We start from the raw sequence: 16,787 nt of genomic DNA, 5'->3' as shown, positions 1-16,787 counted from the left end.
AGGAGCTTGATATGAACCGACAAGATTACCCCCTCGTTTCCCTCGCCATCCTCAAGGCCAAGCCAGACCAGGGAGCAAAGCTGAAAGCGGCCTTGCTGGCCTTGATCGAACCGACTCGGGCGGAGCCCGGCAACCGCGACTACATGCTGTTCGAACGCAGCGACGAGCCCGGGACGTTCTACATGCGCGAGGCGTTCGACCACCAGCAGGCCCTGGACGCGCACCTGACCACCGCTCACTTCCAGCGGTTTGCCGAGCAGGCCGAACAGTTGTTGGCGGAGCCCTTGCAACTGATCTTCCTTGACCCGGTGTCATCTGCCGTTGCGCCCTGTCCCTGAGGCAGGCCAGGCCTTGGCCACTGTGGTGTTACTGCCAGCAGCATCGGCACGTAGGCACACGCAAGAGCGGAGGGCAAACAGGGTCAGGCTCGGCGTCCACGACTTGTCTTTACACTTCAAGCGCTAAGCAATGCTTCGAGCTGGCCCTTGCGATCCAGGCTCGCCAAGTCATCGAAGCCGCCGACATGCACCTTGCCAACAAATATCTGTGGGACGGTTCGGCGTTGGGATCGCTGCATCATTTCCGCCAAGTGCCGGGGTGACTGTTCAACGTCGATTTCGTCAGGGGTAATGCCCTTGCTCGACAGCAGTCGCTTGGCGCTCACGCAGTAAGGGCAGTGCTGGGTGGTGTAGATAGTCACGTGGCTCATGGTGGTTACCCTCCTAGCTTGCCGATGGCGGAAAGTCGATATCGGTAGCGGCGATGTTGTTCAGGTAGTTGGTCAGGGTCAACAGCGTGACCTGCGCCACTACCTCCACGATCTTGCTATCCGTAAGGCCCGCCTCACGCGCAGCAGCGATCTGCTCGTCACTCAACTGGCCGCGACTCGCGGTGATCTGCTGCGCCAGCGCGGCAACCGCGCTGAGTGTGCCGGCTCGGGCTTGCCTGACGGCCTCATCGCTCAGCCCAGCCTTGCCGCCAAAGAAGGTGTGTGCCGCCAGGCAGTAGTCGCAACCGTTGATTTGCGAGGTGGCGAGGGCAACGACTTCACGCTCGACGGCGCTCAGTGAGCCTTTACCCAAGGCTTGGGCGAGGCCCAGGTAACCGTTGAGTGCGACCGGAGAGTGAGCCAGGGTCTTGAATGCATTGGGAATGAAGCCGAGACCTTTTTGAATGCCTTCGAGGGCTGCGCGCGAGCCAGTAGGGGCCTGGTCCAGCGAGAGAGTAGCGATGCGAGTCATGGTAGTTCTCCACTAGGTTGATTAAACGGCTTGTCTATCAAGCCTGGAGTCCATACTAGGGAGGCAGACTTTCCTTTCGGCTTCAGATCGTCGAAGGTATGCAACAGATCGTCTAAACCTGAGCGGGCTATGGACCGACTATCGACTTTGCTCAAGCACTTCAACCTGCACGCGTCCACGTTTCACCAGGGTGGGTTCTGTGGAACAACCCACCTGTATGGGCAGCACAGTGTCGGCCACGCCCACCTGCTGCGCTCGGGGCGTCTGGCCTTCAGGGGCAAGCGTGGCCAGCTGATCGAGTTGACCGAACCCAGCTTGATTCTGGCGGTGCGCCCGCAGGAGCACCACTTGCTGGCCACCGAAGCCGATGAGGCGGAATTGGTGTGCGCCACCCTGCATTTCGATGGCGGCGCCAACAACCCGCTGACCCTGGCTTTGCCGGACTTCATCATCAAGCCCCTCGGCGAATTGCAAGGTCTTGATAGCACCCTTCACTGGCTGTTCGAAGAAGCCTTTGGAGACGAGTGTGGTCGAGATGTCATTCTCAATCGCCTGTTCGAGCTGATGATCATTCAACTGCTTCGCCACCTCATCGCCAACCGCAGCATCGCCTCGGGAATGATGGCCGGGTTGGCTAACATTCAGCTGTCCCGCGCGCTTGTGGGGATCCACGATGAGCCGCAGCGCAATTGGTCCGTGGCGGAACTGGCGAATCTTTCGGGCATGTCGCGGGCAAGCTTTGCCGCGCACTTTCGCGAGATCGTGGGCATCACGCCCGCGGACTACCTGGCGAACTGGCGCATCAGCCTGACGCAGAAACGCCTTCGCGAAGGGCGCCCCATTGCCCTGATCGCCGATGAGGTCGGCTACGAAAGCCCTTCTGCGCTGGCCCGAACCTTTCGCCGCAAGGTGGGCGCAAGCCCGACGCAATGGCTGCAGCAGGATGCGGTATAACGCCTGCTCGACAGATTTGCGCGCGAGGCAATGAGCGAGGTGGCCGAGGCGCAGGAAGGGCAGACCGGGCGTCACTTGGACGCAGTGAAAAGTTCGCGACCGAGGGCTCGTGCAGTGTCCAAATGATCGGTCGGATCTTGCGTTTCCGATTCGAGCAGGAGCTCGGACGTGACGACAGATGCGCCGCAATAATTGAAGATCCCATGATCAATCTGCGTCTTCATGGCATCGGCATAGCCGTGCCGCTCATAGGTTCCGCCGTCCGCGCCGCCGACGCCGACAAGATGAACCCGCAGGTGGCGAAGCTTCTTCACCAGCTTGGCATCCGAACTGAAATCGAAGGCCCAGCCATTGGCGAACACGCGATCGATCCAACCCTTGAGAAGCGCTGGCATCGACCACCAGTAGACGGGATAGACCAGCACAAGGGCATCGGCACGATCGATCCGCGCCTGCTCGGCGGCAACATCGGCGGGGGGCGGTGCCTCCCTGTGATGGACAGCGAGATCAGCCGCAGTGAACCGCGGATCGAACGCTTGCGCTGATAGGTCTGCGATTTCGAAGGAGTTGCCGGGATCGGCCAGGGATAAGCCTTCGGCGACTTGCGCAGCAAGGCTATGGGTGAGGGACTGGGGATCGTGATGAGCGACAACGATGAGTGCGTGCATGTCGAAAACACCTGCTACTGATTGAGGGCGAGAGGGCGAACCTTATATACTCTTGGTAAGTTACGCTTAGTAAGTTACTTTTGGTATATAGCCATGTCAAGCATCGAGACAAGAGAGCAGGGTTCCAGTCCGCAGCCGCGTCGGCGCATGTCAAGGGAAGAGAGATGCCGCCAGTTGCTGGACGTCGCCTGGCGGCTAGTCAGGGAGGAAGGCACGGAAGCCTTGACGCTTGGACGGCTGGCCGAGCAAGCGGGTGTGACAAAACCCGTGGTTTATGACCATTTCAGCACGCGACCCGGGTTGCTGGCAGCGCTCTATCAGGAGTTCGATGCACGCCAGACCGCACTCATGGATGCCGCGCTTCAGACGAGCGAAGCCACCTTGCCGGGTACGGCGACGGTCATCGCATCGTCTTACGTCGACTGCGTGCTTCTCCAGGGCAACGAGATACCCGGCGTGATCGCGGCGTTGGCCAGTTCACCGGAGCTCGAAAAGATCAAGCGCGAATACGAAGCGATCTTCATGAGCAAGTGCCGGTCGGCTCTCTCTCCCTTCACCAGAGGGGGGGCTATCGCCCCCGCGAGTCTTCGGGCGATGCTTGGTGCGGCCGAGGCCCTGTCCCATGCCGCCGCCGCCGGAGAAATCACACCCGAGCAGGCGCGGGAGGAACTGTTCGAAACGATCATCGCAATGGTCGACAGAAGCGCGCGGTAGCACGCAGAGTGTCGAGGAGGGCGGTGAGCTGAACGGCAAATGAGTCGGAACGCCAGATAGCCACTATCCAATGTTGCACCGACCGCCTGGAAAGGGGCGAAAGCTACCGGTGCAATTGGCCGTAGCCGACCCCGATTCGCCGGCGAGGCCAGCTCCCACCAGCCCAGCCCGGGCTGGGCGAGGGGTGATAGGCAGTATCTACAACCCCCGAAGCATCTCCCAGAACGATGCCGCCACCCCCATGATGCTCTCACCGGCAATCAACCCCGCCGCCGCGGTAATCGCAAACCGCTCCGTCACCCTCGGCCACCGGCAACTGACCAGCCAGGTCACCACGGCACCAAACCCCATCATCAGGCTGATCGATGCAGGCAGGATGAACGCCAGCCCCAGCGCCGCCGTACTCGGCAGCCAGCGGGCTGCCCGTTGCGGCAACAGGCTGTCCAGTGCCCCCAGCAGTACGCCAACAGCACTCCCTGTCGCAATCGCCCAGCGCGACTCCAGCGACAGCGCCCCCAGCCCCTGGGTCAGCGTCTGCGCGACCGCTTTCCAGGTCGCCGCGGCCGGTGCCGGCCACTGCTCGGTGAGCAACAAGGCCTGCGGATCGGGAATCAGCACTCGATACACCAGCACGCCGACCACACTACCGATGAAAATACCGACGCACTGAGCAATCAGCTGTTTGTGCGGCGTAGCGCCGATCGCCAGGCCAACCTTGAAGTCGTTCATCAGGTCGGTGGATTGCCCGGCCGCGCCACCCGCTGTGTTGGCGCTCATCAGGTTGATCGCCACCTGGCCGGGGGCGATCAGGCCGAAGCTGAGCTGCGACAGTTTGCCGATGGCGCCAATCGGTGCGATGCCAGTGGCACCGACCACGCGCGCCGCGACCACGGCAAGGCACACAGCCAACGGAATGCTCAGCAGCGCCATCCACCAGTCGATGCCGAACAACACCACCTGCAGGGTAATGATCAGCGCCATGGACAGCAGCAGCCCCGACGCTGGCCATGGGCTAAAACGCGTCCTGGCGCGCGGCGTCCGTTGTTTCGCGGGCGATCGCCGGGGCACTTGGAACAGGCGAACCAACAATGAAGTCAGCGTCGCGCAGACCATCAGGCTCACGCCAGGCCACAACAGCCATTCCACCAGTGCGGCGAACTGCGGGCCGCTGGCGTTCGGAGCGAGCACCACCAGGGCCTGTTCGATCAACCACGGCGCCAGTCCGCCCCAGGCCAGCGCGGCGCCGATCAGCAACGTCACGCCCACGCGAATGCCGATGATGCTGCCGAAGCCAATAAGCATCAGCGAAGGGTCGACCGTGAAGGTCAGGCGCTCGAGCGCCGGCGTGGGCGCCCAGCGTGGTATCGCCCAGACGAACCCGTCTACCCATTTGACCAGCCCTGAAAGCAGCGCGGCGCTGCATAGCACCTTGATCCGCGCCATGGCTTCGCGCCCATGGTTGTAGATCTGCTGCAGCGTTTCCAAGGTCGCCATGCCTTCGGGAAACTTCAGGCCATGATCGTTGAGCAGGGCGGGGCGCAGGTACCAGGCGATCCAGATGCCCAGGAAGCTCACCGAGAACACCCAGGCCATCATCGGCAGCGGGTCCAGTTGGTGTCCGGTGAGCAGGGTATAGGCGGGGATCGGCGCGACCAGCCCGCCGGAGATGATGGAGGCGGCGGCTGACGCCACGGTCTGGTTGATGTTGCTTTCGTGCAACGTCCACGCGGAGCGGTTGTTGCGGCGCCCTGCCAGGCCCTGCCACAGGGCGAAACCGATCAGCAAGGCGATGATCGACATGTTGAATGACCAGCCGATCTTCAGCCCTGCGTACACATTCGAGGGCGTGAGCAAGATGCCCAGCACCGTGCCGGTGAGCACCGCCCGCAGGCTCAATTCACGTTCGATGCGAACCTGGGGGAGGGCGGTGGAGGAGGCATATCCCATGGCAATCCTTTGTCGATGTCGCAAACGCGCTCTGGACAACTGAGCCCTGACAGCCACGAAGGTTCACTGCTGTCGCCAAAGACGAGCCTGAAGGCTGCAGCAGCCTTACGCGTGTGCGGCTTTACCTGATGTCTTAACTAAATGTCGCTTGTGATTTAGCCTGTTGGAGAATTCTGGTCTTATCAGGGCAATTATTTTCGAAGTGTCTGGAATGCTATTCAATAATGGAGACTGCGATGTACTCGTCTGAGCGACTGAAAGGTATTGATGTCTTTGTCGCTGTAGCTGATTTCGGTAGCTTCACCGCTGCTGCCGAACGACTGAGTCTCACAAGCTCGGCCGTAAGCAAAAGCGTGGCACGTTTGGAGAATCGCCTCGGAACTCGTCTGTTCAACCGCACGACTCGGACGCTGGCTCTTACCGAAGCCGGTATCGTCTTCTACAGGACGTGCACATCAGTTTTGACAGATCTCGAAGAAGTCGAGCATGCGATTACAGCCGAGGGTAATGAGCCGCATGGCAGGGTACGGATCGATCTTCCTGCCTCCTATGGGCGGCTACACGTTCTCCCCTTGATCATGGACTTTGTCCGTCTTCACCCCATGCTGCAACCCCACATTTCTTTCACTGATCGGTTCATTGACCCTGTGTACGAGGGCATCGATATCGTCGTGCGGATTGGAGGCTCTGATGCCTGGCCAGCGAATCTTGGCCATCAGTATCTCGGGGCCCAGCGGTTGATCTTCTGCGCGTCCCCGGAGTACCTGGAGCGACATGGCACACCGCAATACGAGCGTGATCTCGACCACCATCATTGTGTTGGATACGGGCAAAGCGACGGATTCGTCAGCCCATGGTTTTTTAGAGGGCGTCAGCCGGGCGAAATGGAGCGTCGAACGGTCTACACCCGCATTGCGGTTGGGGATGGCGAAGGCGAAGTAGCAGCGGTGCTTGCCGGACACGGTATAGGTCAATTACCGACGTGGCTAACTCAGCGTCACATTGACCAAGGGACGCTCGTAGAGGTGCTGCCAGATCTAGCCACCGATGGCTTACCGATGAACCTGGTCTGGTTGAAAAGCCGGGAAGGGCAACCAAAAGTTCGCGTGCTACTGGACTATCTGCTCCCCAGGCTAACACCGCACGGCGCACAACCGACTGAGCCGCTTTTAGGCTGAACGCCTGACGGAGCAGTAATCATGCACGATTCTGCTCCGTTCAGACGCCTGGGCTCTGTACGAAAAGCCTTGATACTTGTTCATGCTGCGTTGAAAACAGCCTAGGCGGTGCAGAAGACCGCTGTGTGCTGATTATTTTGGGGCAAGCTTGCGAACGATAGGTATCAGCGCCAAGGCAATCACTGCCACACCAGATGCCATGTAGCCTAGGTATTCAACGCCGAGGCTTGCAATCGTCATCCCTCCAACAATGGCGCCGATGCCGATACCTGCGTTTGCTGCCGATACGTTGGTTGTGCCCGCCAGTGCTTGAGAGTGGGAAACCGAATTCATGACTCGCACCTGGCTTACCGGATAAAGCGCGGTATTGGCAATACCCCAGAGGCCGAGAGCAACGCAGAAAATCATGCCTGCATGTGCGAGTGGAACAATCGCGGCCATGCCAATCGCCAGCACTATCAGGAAGCGCGCAGTTGCTTTGATTGGAGATTTGTCGACGGCCTTTCCACCGACCCAGTTTCCGATCAGGCCGATTGCGCCAAATGCCATCAGCCACCATCCGACATGCTCCGGAGCCACGCCTGCGACTCTTTCAAGGACATCGGCTAGGTAGGTATAAGCGGTGAACATAGCCGTAAACACCACAATCGAGAGGAGCACATTCGAAAGGAAATAGGATTCTTTAAAGATCCGTGCTTGCTTCAAAAAATCCACTTTCTCGGTACGCGCGACAGTGGGCATGCACACCCACATCGCTAGCGCCATGATCAGCGACAAACCTGCCAATAACCAAAACGCGCCTCTCCAGCCAATCGCATTCGACACAATGGTGCCCAACGGAATACCGAGCAGCATTGCCGCCGAAATACCCAAGTAGACCTTCGAGATGGCTTGGCCAGATTGCTGTGGGCTTACAAGTTGCCCAGCAGTTTCACTGGCAGTTCCCCAGAAAACTGGTAGTGCTAAAGCAGGCACTACGCGGGCTACAGAGAGGAGCCAGAAGCTGTCGGACACTGCCGCCAGGGCGTTCGCTATGGCGAAGATCAGCACGATCGAGATGAACAATTTCTTTCGATCAAGGTGAGAAAGCGCAGCGGTCAGGGGCGGGCCGAAGATCATGACGGTGAAGGCAAAAAGGGTAACCAATTGCCCTGCTACAGAAATTGAAATATCAAGATCTCGGGCAAGCGCAGGCAGCAAGCCCACGATCAGAAACTCGGTCGTTACGATGAGAAAGGCCGAGAGGGCCAGGATTGAGATGCTCAGCCCAACGCCCTTCGTGGGAGTAGCAGCTTGAGAAAAGGATTCATATGCAGACATATGCGGATGCCCCGGTGGAAATGCCCGCCAGTCTATTGATTATTTATTTGCCTATCTTTGGCGGTTTTTCCTCTCTCTGAGGACAATTTTTCATCAATGAAGGGGCCTGATGTCAATTGAGCGGAGTACATGTGTGCTTCCCCACTGGCTCTCCAGGTTGCAGCCTTCCAAGTCGAAACTGGATCATGCTTGGCTTGCTTGCTGAAACAATCCGCGCACGACGTCCCTCAACCATCGATTTCCATTGTCCTGATGATATCGGGCATGCCAATGCTGTTTGACCGTGAACCCCTCCACTTCGAACGGGCAGTCATGGACCTGTAGCCCATGCATATCGGCCAGTGTCTGCCCGATATGCCGCGGCAAGGTGCCTAGCAGATCGGTAGTCCCGATTATCATCCCTAACCCGAGAAACGCTGGCAGCTCCAGCATGATCCGCCGTTCGATCCCGGCCCGCGCCAATCCCGCTTCCAGCAGCTTCTGCCCGGTGCCGAAACTGATCTGCACATGCCCCTCGGCCCGATATCGCTCCAGGCTCATGCCATTGCCCAGGCGCGGATGCTGCGGATTGCTCAGGCACACCCAGTCCTGCTCGAACAGCACCTGCTGGTACATCCCCCCTCCCAGCCAGGGCACGAAGCCGATGGCCAAGTCCGCTTCACCCGATTCCAGCGCGCTCTCGGTATTGCCGTCGATCCGCGCTGCCTCCAGGCGGATGCCCGGCGCATGGCTGCGCAGATGGTTGAGGATGCTTGGCAGCAAGGTGATATGGCTGGCATCGCTGACACACAGGCGAAAACGCCGCTGCGCCGTGGCGGCGATGAACTGCGGCTCCCAGGCGGTCAGCCGGCGCAGCGATTCCAGCACCTCGTGGCACGGCCCTATCAGCTGATCGGCGCGCGGGGTAGGGGCCATGCCACCCGGCGTGCGCACGAACAGCGGGTCGTTCAATTGCTCGCGCAGACGCGCCAGCCAGATGCTGATGGTCGGCTGGCTCTGCCCTAGCTGTTCGGCGGCGCGGGTCACACTGCGGCATTGGTACAGCACGTCGAACAGCTGCAGCAGCTTGGGTTCGGGCAGGGCCTCCTGGGTAGCCATCATTGCGATTCTCAATAGTTGTATTGAGGCCATTGTATAGCGCAAATAACCCCTGCTGCATAAGGTGACCGCAAATCACAGGAGGTCTGCGACGTGAAAATCTGCATTCTGGGCGCCGGAGCACTGGGTTGCGCCATTGGCGCGGCCCTGAGCGAGGCAGGGCATGAAACCTGGCTGCTGAACCGCGGCCGCGCGCACGTCGAGGCGATGAACCAGCACGGGCTGCGGGTGCAGGACGAACGGGGCGAGCGCTATGTACCGGTCAACGCGGCCATCGAAGCCGAAGACGTTGGCGTGACCGATTTGGTGGTGGTGCTGGTGAAGTCGTTTCACACCGCCGAGGCCATAGCCGGCGCTGTCGCGCTGATCGGGCCGCAGACGCTGGTGCTGTCGCTGCAGAACGGCCTCGGCCACGAGGACATCCTGGCCGAGGCGGTGGGGCGTGAGCGGGTGCTGGCTGGCAAGACCTATGTCGGCGGCGTGCTGCTCGCGCCGGGCTCGGTCCGCGCCGGTGTCGTCGGCAAACAGACTTTCATCGGCGAGCTCGACGGCCAGCTGACGCCGCGCGTGCAGGCCATCGCCGAAGCGTTCAACCAAGCCGGGCTGGCCACCACGGTCAGCGACAACATCCTCGGCACCATGTGGGACAAGCTGCTGGTCAACGTCGCCACCGGTGCATTGAGCGGCATCACCATGCTCAGCTACGGCCAGCTATACAGCGAGCCGCTACTGGAAAGTACCGCCAAGGCCGCTGTGGCCGAGGCCATCGCCGTTGCCGAGCGCGCCGGCATCCGCTTGAGCCTGACCAGCCCCGAAGCTGCCTGGACACTGGCCGCCGAAGGCCTGCCGGCGAGCTTCCGCACCTCGATGCTGCAGAGCCTGGAAAAAAACTCGATCACCGAAATCGACTTCATCAACGGCTCCGTCGTGCGCTGGGGCCAGCGCCATGGCGTGGCCACGCCGGTCAACGCGACCCTGGTGGCCTGCATCAAGGGTATCGAGCGCGCCATGGCCGATCACCAGAAGGGAGAAACCCCATGAGCCAGCCAAAAGCCTACCTCGAACACGTGGCGTTCTGGGTGCAGGACATTCAGTGGCATATCCGTTTTTTCAGCGAGGTGTGCGGCATGAGCATGCGTGAAGTGCAGGGTGACGTCGAGCAACCGGCGCAGTACTGGACCCTCGGCGGCCTGCAGTTCATTCACCAGCCGGACTTCACTGGCCCGGAAGGGCGCATGGCGCACCTGGGCATCATGTGTGAGGACCTGGAAGCGGCGCTGGCCGCCGCCCAACGCTTTGGCGTCAGCGAAATGCCTCAGGGCCGAAACTGGTTACGCCTGCCTGATGGCCTGGCGGTGGAGTTCATCCAGGCGCTGCCGGCCAAATGCGTAGCCCAGGCACTGGCCATCGACCCGCGCGCGGAGGTGCAGGCATGAGCGTAATTGAAAAGTACTGGGACGATGCCCGCGAGGGCGACGAGTGCATCAGCCCGACCTACACCGTGACCCGCGAACGCATCCTGGCCTACGCCGACCTTACCGGCGATCACACCCCGGTGCATGTCGACGAGGCTTACGCCAACGCCAGCCACTTTGGCTGCCTGGTTGCCCACGGCCTGTTCGGGCTGTCGATCGCCGACGGCCTGAAGACACAGTGCGAGTACCGCTTCCTGCCGGGCATGTCGCTGGGCTGGACCTGGGACTTCGTGCTGCCGATCAAGGTCAACGACGTGCTCCACGTACGCATGCGAGTGGGTGCGATGCGCCCGAGCAACAGCCGACCTGGCTGGGGCATCGTGGTGTTGCCTTCGGAACTGATCAACCAGCACGGCGAAGTCGTGCAACGTGGCGAGCACCGGTTGATGGTGCCGCGGAGGGCAGCAGCATGAGCCAGGCATTGCCATTGGCGGGTATCCGCGTCGTTGATTACAGCCACTTCCTCGCCGGCCCCTATGTCGGCCGTTGCCTGGCGGCGCTCGGCGCAGAGGTGATCAAGGTCGAGCGGCCGGGTAGCGGCGACGCTGGCCGCCAGCACGCGTTCACCCTGGACGACCAGCAGAGCGGCTATTTCCTGCAGCTGAACATGGGCAAGCAGGGCGTCAGCGTCAACATGAAGGACCCGCGCGGCAAGGCGTTCATGCAGCGCCTGACCGATTCGGCCGACGTGTTCATCGAGAACTACCGCCCCGGCGCCCTGGACAAGCTGGGCCTGGGCTACGCCGAGCTGTCGGCGCGCAACCCGCGCCTGGTGTACTGCTCGATTTCCGCCTACGGCCATACCGGGCCGGACGCCCACCGCGCCGGATTCGGCCTGATCGCCGAGGCCAAGAGCGGGATCATGCAAATGGTTGGCGTGCCGGGCGAGGCACCGCCGCTGCTGCGTATTTCCCTGGGCGACATGTACACCGGCATTCACGCGGTGGCGGCGATCAATGCCGCGCTGCTCGGCCGGGTGAGCAGTGGCCGTGGCCAGCATATCGACATGGCGCTGTACGACACCCTGGTGTCGATGCACGAATACGCGGTGCAGTGTTACACGCTGTCCGGTGGCACTGTGTTGCCCCAGCAGACCGGCCACGACATGCCCACCTCGACCCTGTACGGCGTGTTCCGCGCTGCCGACGGCGACCTGGTGATCGCTGCCCAGGTCGACGATGCCTGGCAACGCTTCGCGGCCATGCTCGAAGCCAACGGCGGCCCGCCCGGGTTCGGCAGCGACCGCCGCTACCACAACCTCAACGGCCGCAACGCCCACCGTGAGGCGATCCTGGCGGTGGTCCGCGACTGGGTCGGCGCGCGTCGGGTGGCCGAGATCCTGGCGTTGCTCGATGCCATCGACATCCCCAGTGCCAAGGTCCAACGCATCGACGAAGTGCTGGCCGATCCGCAGATCCAGGCACGCAACATGGTCATCGAGCAGCAGCACCCACGCTACGGCACGCTGCGCCTGCCCAACCTGCCGTTCCGCTTTTCCGACTGCGACACCACGATTCACCAAGTAGCCCCGGACCTTGGCCAGCACAACGCCGAAGTGGCCGCCGGGCTTGGCTTCAGCCCCGAAGAAATCGTTGCTCTGCAGGCAGACGGTGTACTGTTCACCCACGGAGATGCACGATGAGCGACCGCTACGCAGTGATCGGCCGGCCGATCAACCACACCAAATCCCCCTTGATTCATGGCTTGTTCGCCCAGGCCAGCAACCAGCAGCTGGAATACGGGGCCATTGAAGGCTCGCTGGAAGACTTCGAAGCCCAGGTGCTGCAGTTTCGTAGCGAAGGCGGGAAGGGCATGAACATCACCGCCCCGTTCAAGCTGCGTGCCTTCGAACTGGCCGACCGGCGCAGCGAGCGGGCGCAACTGGCACGGGCGGCAAATGCGCTGAAGTTCGAGGATGGTCGCATCGTCGCCGAGAACTTCGATGGCATCGGTTTGCTGCGGGACATCGAGCAGAACCTTGGCGAGCCGCTGCGCAACCGCCGTGTGCTGCTGCTGGGTGCTGGCGGCGCGGTGCGCGGGGCGTTGCTGCCGTTCCTGCAGGCGGGGCCATGTGAGCTGGTGATCGCCAACCGGGACATGGCCAAGGCGCTGGCGCTGCGTAACGAGCTCGATCACCCGCTTCTGCGCATCAGCCGCTACGAAGCGCTGGAAGGGCAATCGTTCGACATCGTGGTCAACGCCACCTCGGCGAGCCTGACCGCTGATCTGCCGCCACTCCCTGCTGATGTGCTGGGTGAGGCGGCCTTGGCCTACGAGCTGGCCTATGGCAAAGGCCTTACGCCTTTCCTGCGCCTGGCCCGCGAGCAGGGTCAGGCGCGCCTGGCCGATGGCGTCGGCATGCTGGTGGAGCAGGCCGCCGAGGCGTTTGCCTGGTGGCGCGGGGTGCGGCCCGACACACGCGCGGTGATCGATCAGCTGACGATTCCCCTGGAGTAGGTCGATGGCCGCCAATGTACTGATGCTGCATGGCATCAACCACAACATGTTCGGCAAGCGCGACCCGCGCCAGTACGGCACAGCGACCCTGGCCGACATCGACCAGGCGTTGCAGGCCCTGGGCGAAGAGCTGGGGGCGCAGGTTGAGAGCTTCCAGAGCAACTTCGAAGGCGCCATGTGCGAACGCATCCATCAGGCCTATGAGGACCGGGTAGATGCGGTGCTGATCAATGCCGGTGCCTGGACCCATTACAGCTACGGCATTCGTGATGCATTGGCCATCATCGAAGTGCCGGTGTTAGAAGTGCACATGTCCAACATCCATGCCAGGGAGCCGTTCCGCCATCACTCGGTATTTGCCGAGGTGGTGCGCGGGCAGATCTGCGGGTTTGGTGTCGAAACCTACCTGCTGGCGCTGCGTGCGGCGATGAGCATGGTCTGAGCAGGGCCGCATGGCTCGGAGCTCTGAGCGGTTTTACCCGCAAAGCAGGTGACGCGGGGCATGCGGCGACGGCTCCTGAAGTGACCGTAGGTGTGGCGGCTGTCGTGCTGCCTACCCATCCAGCATGGATGGAAAGCCAGTAGCTACTTCCGTGACTGCATAGTACGGTCCGCCTTCAACAAGCCACCCGGTTCGTTGCCTTCAACCCCACGGACCGGGGCTCTCATGACCTGGGAGGTCGAATGGAAGTCGCTACAACGATCAGTCAACAAGAACTGGATAACGCCTTGGTCGCGTTTGCACGCTACAAAATCGGAGAAATCAAGATCTTCGACCTGGAGCAGGCAATGAGCTTCGAAGCAGGCCAAGCCTTGTCCCAAAGCGGGCTGGTCCGGTTCTCAATTACCAAAATGGTGTCAGGACGTTATCGCATCAGCGATGAAGGAGAGAACGCCATCACAGAGGCTGGGCGGGATCGCCTCGAGGTGATCCGCGCCTGACCCTGGCTTCCAGCTTTACGAAGGCCGCAGACACGTGCTGCGGCCCTTTCGTGTCATATCACTTTCACCGCCCGACCAATGAACTTCACCGGCCCTGTCGGCAGACCGGTAGGCGAGCCACCGGCTTTCTCCAGCGTCAGCTCGAACAATTGATTGGCCTCCAAAGGGGGCAGGCTTTGCAGCGGAACCCGATAGGGTTCGCCCGGTTTGACCAGGCCAAGCGAAACCGGGGCACGCCATTGCTCGCCCTTGGTCCAGAACTGCAGGGCCATGCCGTCGGGGACCGTGTCCTGGCCCAGCGGCAGCAGTTCGATCATACGGCTGTCGCTGGCCTGTACCACCCAGCCGGGGGCCTGGCTGTTCGGCGCCACCAGCACCACCAAGTATTCCGTGGTAGAGGGGGGCGTGGTCAGCAAGGTAAACGCCAGCAGCAGGCTTGCAGCCAGCCCCGCGGCGCTGAGCCCTTGCCACAGGCCGAGGCGTTGCCACAAGCGAGTCTGCGTGCGCGGTGCGGGTAGCTCGTCGAGGCTGCGCTGGATACGGCGCCACAGACGGGGGCTTGGTGGCTGCGGGGTAGACAACGCGGTCAGCTCCAGCAGCCGGGCCTCCCAGGCATCCACGGCGGCGCGGAGCGCGGGGTCGGTACGCAGGCGTTCGGCCGCTGCGGCATAACGCTCCGGCGACAAGGTCCCCAGCACATATTCCCCGGCGAGGCTGTCCAGTTCTTCGGCAGAATCGGGCTTCATTCCAGACACTCCCGTAGCGCTTTGAGGCTACGTTTGATCCAGGCCTTGACAGTGCCCAGTGGCGCACCCAATAAACCGGCTATCTCGGCGTGGCTGCAGCCGTCCACGTAGGCGTGCAGGATGCAGCGTTGCGGTGCGGGCTGCAGTTGTTCAAGGCAGCGGTAAATCTTTGCTGAACCGGACCAGAGGTCAAGGTCATCAACCCTCCCATGCAATGTTGACGCAGTTTCGGTGTCGGCATCGGTCAGTACAGTTTCACGGCGGGTATCGCGTATCGAATTCAGCGCCAGGTGGCGGGTAATGCTGTAGATCCAGCCCCGAGCCGAGCCGCGCGCCGGGTCGTAGCTGGCAGCGCGGGTCCAGATGCGGATGATCGCATCGTGGACGATGTCTTCTGCGGTGGCGTCGTCACGTGCGATACGCCGGGCAACGCCCAGCAGGCGCGCGCCTTCGTGATCGTAGAGCGCCTGCAAGGCCCGCCGATCACCCTGTGCACAGGCTAACAAGCAGCGGTGGAAGTCGAAGGGGGCGGCCGGCGAGTTCAACGTGTGTGGCTTCCTTGTGTAAGGCAAGGTACCCCGGCCATCCAGCCGGGGGCTTGCCATCGAGCGTAGATCATCACTCGCAGGGCGTAGGCTCAAGAGCGCTTCACTTGGCTGTCCAGAACACATAGTCAGCCTGGTACTGGACGATCTGCCTGGCACCTTTGTTCTGCGCCGTGCAGTCGATTGACGGCGCTACACCGCCGCGGGTGGCGAGGCGCTGGATATAGCTGACCCCCTGCATGGCGCCTTTGCCCTCGGCCGGGTTGGCCTTGACCAGTTGATAGGGTATGGCGCCTTTGTCCGCCGGTGCCACTGCCAGCTGGGTGCCGGTGACCTTCGAGCCATCCTTGGCCTGCCAGGTGGCGGGCGGGCCAAAGTAGTCGCCCACCTGGTTACCGGTACGGTCATTGAGCACTGCCTTGGGACCGACGAAAGTCCATTCGGTCTGACCGGGGGTGTTGGCCTTGTCGCGGCACTCGTAGGTGATCTCGCCGACGCCGACGGTTTCGAGCAGGACGCGATGGCCATCAGGGACTTTGACCGATTCTGGCAGCGCGGACTGGGCGTGGGCGGGTGGCAGCGCAAGGGCGAGGCTGCAGGCAAACACACAGGCGGAGTATTTGAAGTTCATGGACAGTGCTCCTGAAAGTCATTGGGCTGGGCAGTCAGAGGCCGCCCATTAGCAATACCCGCCAACGGCCGGGCTGGATGCACTGAACGAAAAAAATATGCGTAGCGCGATGAGCCTGCCTGTGCTCGCCTACAATCTCGAACGAATCATGAGCATCTTCGCCATTGCAGGACGGCGTTAATGCTCGCACCCCGACAACCCCATGAGGACACTGCAGATGAAGCGTTTGTTACTAGGCCTGTTGTTCACCGCGTCGGGCGTTGCCCACGCCGGTATTCCGCTGTTGAATGCAACATGCCCCGGAAATATCGAGGTCCATGCCGATAAAGGCGGGCCCGTCTACATCAATGGCAAGGAGGCCAAGCTGAAGAAATTCAATGACAACTATTTCGAGGCCAAAGGCGGCGGGGTAACGGTATCGTTGTCGATCAACCCGGATGGCTCCCCTGACGTCTCGTATACCGGCAAGAACAAAGCCAATGGCATATGCCAGATCAAGGACTGACTGCGCGAACGCGCTGTTTGGCTGGCGCGGTGCCAGCGGCCTGCATCAGGTTGCTGGAACGGGAATTGCTGTGACCTTGAGACATTGATCATGCGGGGTACGCAGATATGACTCAGGATGACCGCTATTACATGATTTTCAGCGTGGTTGCTGTGCTGGTACTGGACCTGGCGGCGACTTATGTGTTTCTCAACGCCATCCCCTGACCCCGGTTATGGGGTAGGCCTTACTCGTAATCGGGGGCAAGGCAGGGCGTGAGGGAAACGCCCTGAAACCTATATAGCAAACAAACCTAATGCCCGGTCGCGATGGCACAGTAACATGGGCATACCAAAACCTAAAAAAGGGCAGGCTGCTTGGCAACAT

Annotated in this window: 21 protein-coding genes; 12 read left to right on the top strand and 9 right to left on the bottom strand. The window is 61.5% G+C overall.

Going from position 1 to position 16,787, the window contains the following annotated elements:
- Window positions 1-11: 11 nt before the first annotated feature.
- Window positions 12-338 (top strand): putative quinol monooxygenase, encoded by a 327-nt coding sequence (locus INQ47_RS03715; protein ID WP_252460877.1) that lies wholly within the window; start codon window positions 12-14, stop codon window positions 336-338.
- A gap of 116 nt (window positions 339-454) precedes the next feature.
- Here the strand turns inward: INQ47_RS03715 and grxC are convergent, their stop codons facing one another.
- Together grxC and INQ47_RS03705 are read right to left on the bottom strand one after the other, a co-directional pair.
- A complete protein-coding gene (gene grxC / locus INQ47_RS03710; RefSeq protein WP_021782929.1) occupies window positions 455-709 on the bottom strand; it encodes a glutaredoxin 3 in 255 nt (84 codons plus the stop codon).
- Between the two features lie 13 nt (window positions 710-722).
- Window positions 723-1,241, bottom strand: coding sequence for a carboxymuconolactone decarboxylase family protein (locus tag INQ47_RS03705; protein ID WP_252460878.1), 519 nt, complete (start codon window positions 1,239-1,241; stop codon window positions 723-725).
- Between the two features lie 129 nt (window positions 1,242-1,370).
- On the opposite strand from INQ47_RS03705, the gene INQ47_RS03700 reads away from it, so the two are divergent.
- Complete coding sequence (locus INQ47_RS03700; protein ID WP_404701123.1) at window positions 1,371-2,195, top strand: AraC family transcriptional regulator; 825 nt, start codon at window positions 1,371-1,373, stop codon at window positions 2,193-2,195.
- A 71-nt stretch (window positions 2,196-2,266) separates the two neighbouring features.
- Here the strand turns inward: INQ47_RS03700 and INQ47_RS03695 are convergent, their stop codons facing one another.
- A complete protein-coding gene (locus INQ47_RS03695) occupies window positions 2,267-2,863 on the bottom strand; it encodes an NAD(P)H-dependent oxidoreductase (protein WP_404701122.1) in 597 nt (198 codons plus the stop codon).
- 93 nt (window positions 2,864-2,956) lie between these two features.
- Here INQ47_RS03695 and INQ47_RS03690 point away from each other — a divergent pair, with 93 nt between their 5' ends.
- On the top strand, window positions 2,957-3,577 hold the full coding sequence (locus INQ47_RS03690) for a TetR/AcrR family transcriptional regulator (protein WP_404701121.1): 621 nt from the start codon (window positions 2,957-2,959) through the stop codon (window positions 3,575-3,577).
- Window positions 3,578-3,775: 198 nt separating this feature from the next.
- Here INQ47_RS03690 and INQ47_RS03685 read toward each other — a convergent pair whose 3' ends face one another.
- A complete protein-coding gene (locus tag INQ47_RS03685; RefSeq protein WP_404701120.1) occupies window positions 3,776-5,524 on the bottom strand; it encodes an OPT family oligopeptide transporter in 1,749 nt (582 codons plus the stop codon).
- 236 nt (window positions 5,525-5,760) lie between these two features.
- Between INQ47_RS03685 and INQ47_RS03680 the strand changes: the two genes are divergently transcribed.
- Window positions 5,761-6,702: a LysR substrate-binding domain-containing protein gene (locus tag INQ47_RS03680; RefSeq protein WP_404701119.1), complete on the top strand. Its 942-nt coding sequence runs from the start codon at window positions 5,761-5,763 to the stop codon at window positions 6,700-6,702.
- A 132-nt stretch (window positions 6,703-6,834) separates the two neighbouring features.
- Here the strand turns inward: INQ47_RS03680 and INQ47_RS03675 are convergent, their stop codons facing one another.
- Window positions 6,835-8,022, bottom strand: a complete 1,188-nt coding sequence (locus INQ47_RS03675) for an MFS transporter (protein WP_404701118.1) — start codon at window positions 8,020-8,022, stop codon at window positions 6,835-6,837.
- 183 nt (window positions 8,023-8,205) lie between these two features.
- On the bottom strand, window positions 8,206-9,120 hold the full coding sequence (locus INQ47_RS03670) for a LysR family transcriptional regulator (protein ID WP_404701229.1): 915 nt from the start codon (window positions 9,118-9,120) through the stop codon (window positions 8,206-8,208).
- A 93-nt stretch (window positions 9,121-9,213) separates the two neighbouring features.
- Between INQ47_RS03670 and INQ47_RS03665 the strand changes: the two genes are divergently transcribed.
- The 7 genes from INQ47_RS03665 (at window position 9,214) to INQ47_RS03635 (ending at window position 13,994) form a co-directional block, all read left to right on the top strand.
- Entirely contained in the window at window positions 9,214-10,161 is a 948-nt protein-coding gene (locus INQ47_RS03665) for a ketopantoate reductase family protein (protein ID WP_101196054.1), read from the top strand.
- Window positions 10,158-10,556, top strand: a complete 399-nt coding sequence (locus tag INQ47_RS03660) for a VOC family protein (RefSeq protein ID WP_021785592.1) — start codon at window positions 10,158-10,160, stop codon at window positions 10,554-10,556. Before INQ47_RS03665 ends, INQ47_RS03660 begins: the two co-directional genes overlap by 4 nt.
- On the top strand, window positions 10,553-11,008 hold the full coding sequence (locus INQ47_RS03655; protein WP_004576665.1) for a MaoC family dehydratase: 456 nt from the start codon (window positions 10,553-10,555) through the stop codon (window positions 11,006-11,008). Before INQ47_RS03660 ends, INQ47_RS03655 begins: the two co-directional genes overlap by 4 nt.
- Complete coding sequence (locus tag INQ47_RS03650) at window positions 11,005-12,237, top strand: CaiB/BaiF CoA-transferase family protein (protein ID WP_021785591.1); 1,233 nt, start codon at window positions 11,005-11,007, stop codon at window positions 12,235-12,237. Before INQ47_RS03655 ends, INQ47_RS03650 begins: the two co-directional genes overlap by 4 nt.
- Window positions 12,234-13,052: a shikimate dehydrogenase gene (gene aroE, locus INQ47_RS03645; RefSeq protein ID WP_404701117.1), complete on the top strand. Its 819-nt coding sequence runs from the start codon at window positions 12,234-12,236 to the stop codon at window positions 13,050-13,052. The genes INQ47_RS03650 and aroE overlap by 4 nt, the downstream gene beginning before the upstream one ends.
- A 4-nt stretch (window positions 13,053-13,056) precedes the next feature.
- On the top strand, window positions 13,057-13,494 hold the full coding sequence (gene aroQ, locus INQ47_RS03640) for a type II 3-dehydroquinate dehydratase (protein WP_404701116.1): 438 nt from the start codon (window positions 13,057-13,059) through the stop codon (window positions 13,492-13,494).
- 242 nt (window positions 13,495-13,736) lie between these two features.
- On the top strand, window positions 13,737-13,994 hold the full coding sequence (locus INQ47_RS03635; protein ID WP_021785589.1) for a hypothetical protein: 258 nt from the start codon (window positions 13,737-13,739) through the stop codon (window positions 13,992-13,994).
- Between the two features lie 53 nt (window positions 13,995-14,047).
- On the opposite strand, the gene INQ47_RS03630 is transcribed toward INQ47_RS03635, so the two are convergent.
- The 3 genes from INQ47_RS03630 to INQ47_RS03620 all read right to left on the bottom strand — a co-directional run bounded on the left by INQ47_RS03630 (window position 14,048) and on the right by INQ47_RS03620 (window position 15,916).
- Window positions 14,048-14,740: an anti-sigma factor domain-containing protein gene (locus INQ47_RS03630; protein ID WP_404701115.1), complete on the bottom strand. Its 693-nt coding sequence runs from the start codon at window positions 14,738-14,740 to the stop codon at window positions 14,048-14,050.
- Window positions 14,737-15,285 carry a sigma-70 family RNA polymerase sigma factor gene (locus tag INQ47_RS03625; protein WP_010953906.1) on the bottom strand — a complete coding sequence of 183 codons (549 nt, stop codon included), beginning with the start codon at window positions 15,283-15,285 and terminating at the stop codon, window positions 14,737-14,739. Before INQ47_RS03625 ends, INQ47_RS03630 begins: the two co-directional genes overlap by 4 nt.
- Before the next feature lie 103 nt (window positions 15,286-15,388).
- Entirely contained in the window at window positions 15,389-15,916 is a 528-nt protein-coding gene (locus INQ47_RS03620) for a DUF3455 domain-containing protein (protein WP_252460899.1), read from the bottom strand.
- A gap of 217 nt (window positions 15,917-16,133) precedes the next feature.
- Here INQ47_RS03620 and INQ47_RS03615 point away from each other — a divergent pair, with 217 nt between their 5' ends.
- Window positions 16,134-16,421 carry a hypothetical protein gene (locus INQ47_RS03615; RefSeq protein ID WP_176684571.1) on the top strand — a complete coding sequence of 96 codons (288 nt, stop codon included), beginning with the start codon at window positions 16,134-16,136 and terminating at the stop codon, window positions 16,419-16,421.
- Window positions 16,422-16,787: the final 366 nt, after the last annotated feature.

The organism is Pseudomonas sp. 3HC3 (assembly GCF_044904505.1).
Classification (GTDB): domain Bacteria; phylum Pseudomonadota; class Gammaproteobacteria; order Pseudomonadales; family Pseudomonadaceae; genus Aquipseudomonas; species Aquipseudomonas putida_Y.
The sequence above is the reverse complement of the archived record's forward strand: the minus strand, read 5'-3'. Positions and strand labels throughout refer to the sequence as shown.

Excerpts from the sequence above, each read along its gene's own strand:
- INQ47_RS03630 (WP_404701115.1), bottom strand. The coding sequence starts at position 14,740 with ATGAAGCCCGATTCTGCCGAAGAACTGGACAGCCTCGCCGGGGAATAT.
- INQ47_RS03670 (WP_404701229.1), bottom strand. The coding sequence starts at position 9,120 with ATGGCTACCCAGGAGGCCCTGCCCGAACCCAAGCTGCTGCAGCTGTTC.
- INQ47_RS03650 (WP_021785591.1), top strand. The coding sequence starts at position 11,005 with ATGAGCCAGGCATTGCCATTGGCGGGTATCCGCGTCGTTGATTACAGC.
- grxC (WP_021782929.1), bottom strand. The coding sequence starts at position 709 with ATGAGCCACGTGACTATCTACACCACCCAGCACTGCCCTTACTGCGTG.
- INQ47_RS03660 (WP_021785592.1), top strand. The coding sequence starts at position 10,158 with ATGAGCCAGCCAAAAGCCTACCTCGAACACGTGGCGTTCTGGGTGCAG.
- INQ47_RS03715 (WP_252460877.1), top strand. The coding sequence starts at position 12 with ATGAACCGACAAGATTACCCCCTCGTTTCCCTCGCCATCCTCAAGGCC.
- INQ47_RS03685 (WP_404701120.1), bottom strand. The coding sequence starts at position 5,524 with ATGGGATATGCCTCCTCCACCGCCCTCCCCCAGGTTCGCATCGAACGT.
- INQ47_RS03675 (WP_404701118.1), bottom strand. The coding sequence starts at position 8,022 with ATGTCTGCATATGAATCCTTTTCTCAAGCTGCTACTCCCACGAAGGGC.
- aroE (WP_404701117.1), top strand. The coding sequence starts at position 12,234 with ATGAGCGACCGCTACGCAGTGATCGGCCGGCCGATCAACCACACCAAA.
- INQ47_RS03615 (WP_176684571.1), top strand. The coding sequence starts at position 16,134 with ATGAAGCGTTTGTTACTAGGCCTGTTGTTCACCGCGTCGGGCGTTGCC.
- aroQ (WP_404701116.1), top strand. The coding sequence starts at position 13,057 with ATGGCCGCCAATGTACTGATGCTGCATGGCATCAACCACAACATGTTC.
- INQ47_RS03695 (WP_404701122.1), bottom strand. The coding sequence starts at position 2,863 with ATGCACGCACTCATCGTTGTCGCTCATCACGATCCCCAGTCCCTCACC.
- INQ47_RS03690 (WP_404701121.1), top strand. The coding sequence starts at position 2,957 with ATGTCAAGCATCGAGACAAGAGAGCAGGGTTCCAGTCCGCAGCCGCGT.
- INQ47_RS03700 (WP_404701123.1), top strand. The coding sequence starts at position 1,371 with ATGGACCGACTATCGACTTTGCTCAAGCACTTCAACCTGCACGCGTCC.
- INQ47_RS03680 (WP_404701119.1), top strand. The coding sequence starts at position 5,761 with ATGTACTCGTCTGAGCGACTGAAAGGTATTGATGTCTTTGTCGCTGTA.
- INQ47_RS03620 (WP_252460899.1), bottom strand. The coding sequence starts at position 15,916 with ATGAACTTCAAATACTCCGCCTGTGTGTTTGCCTGCAGCCTCGCCCTT.
- INQ47_RS03635 (WP_021785589.1), top strand. The coding sequence starts at position 13,737 with ATGGAAGTCGCTACAACGATCAGTCAACAAGAACTGGATAACGCCTTG.
- INQ47_RS03705 (WP_252460878.1), bottom strand. The coding sequence starts at position 1,241 with ATGACTCGCATCGCTACTCTCTCGCTGGACCAGGCCCCTACTGGCTCG.
- INQ47_RS03655 (WP_004576665.1), top strand. The coding sequence starts at position 10,553 with ATGAGCGTAATTGAAAAGTACTGGGACGATGCCCGCGAGGGCGACGAG.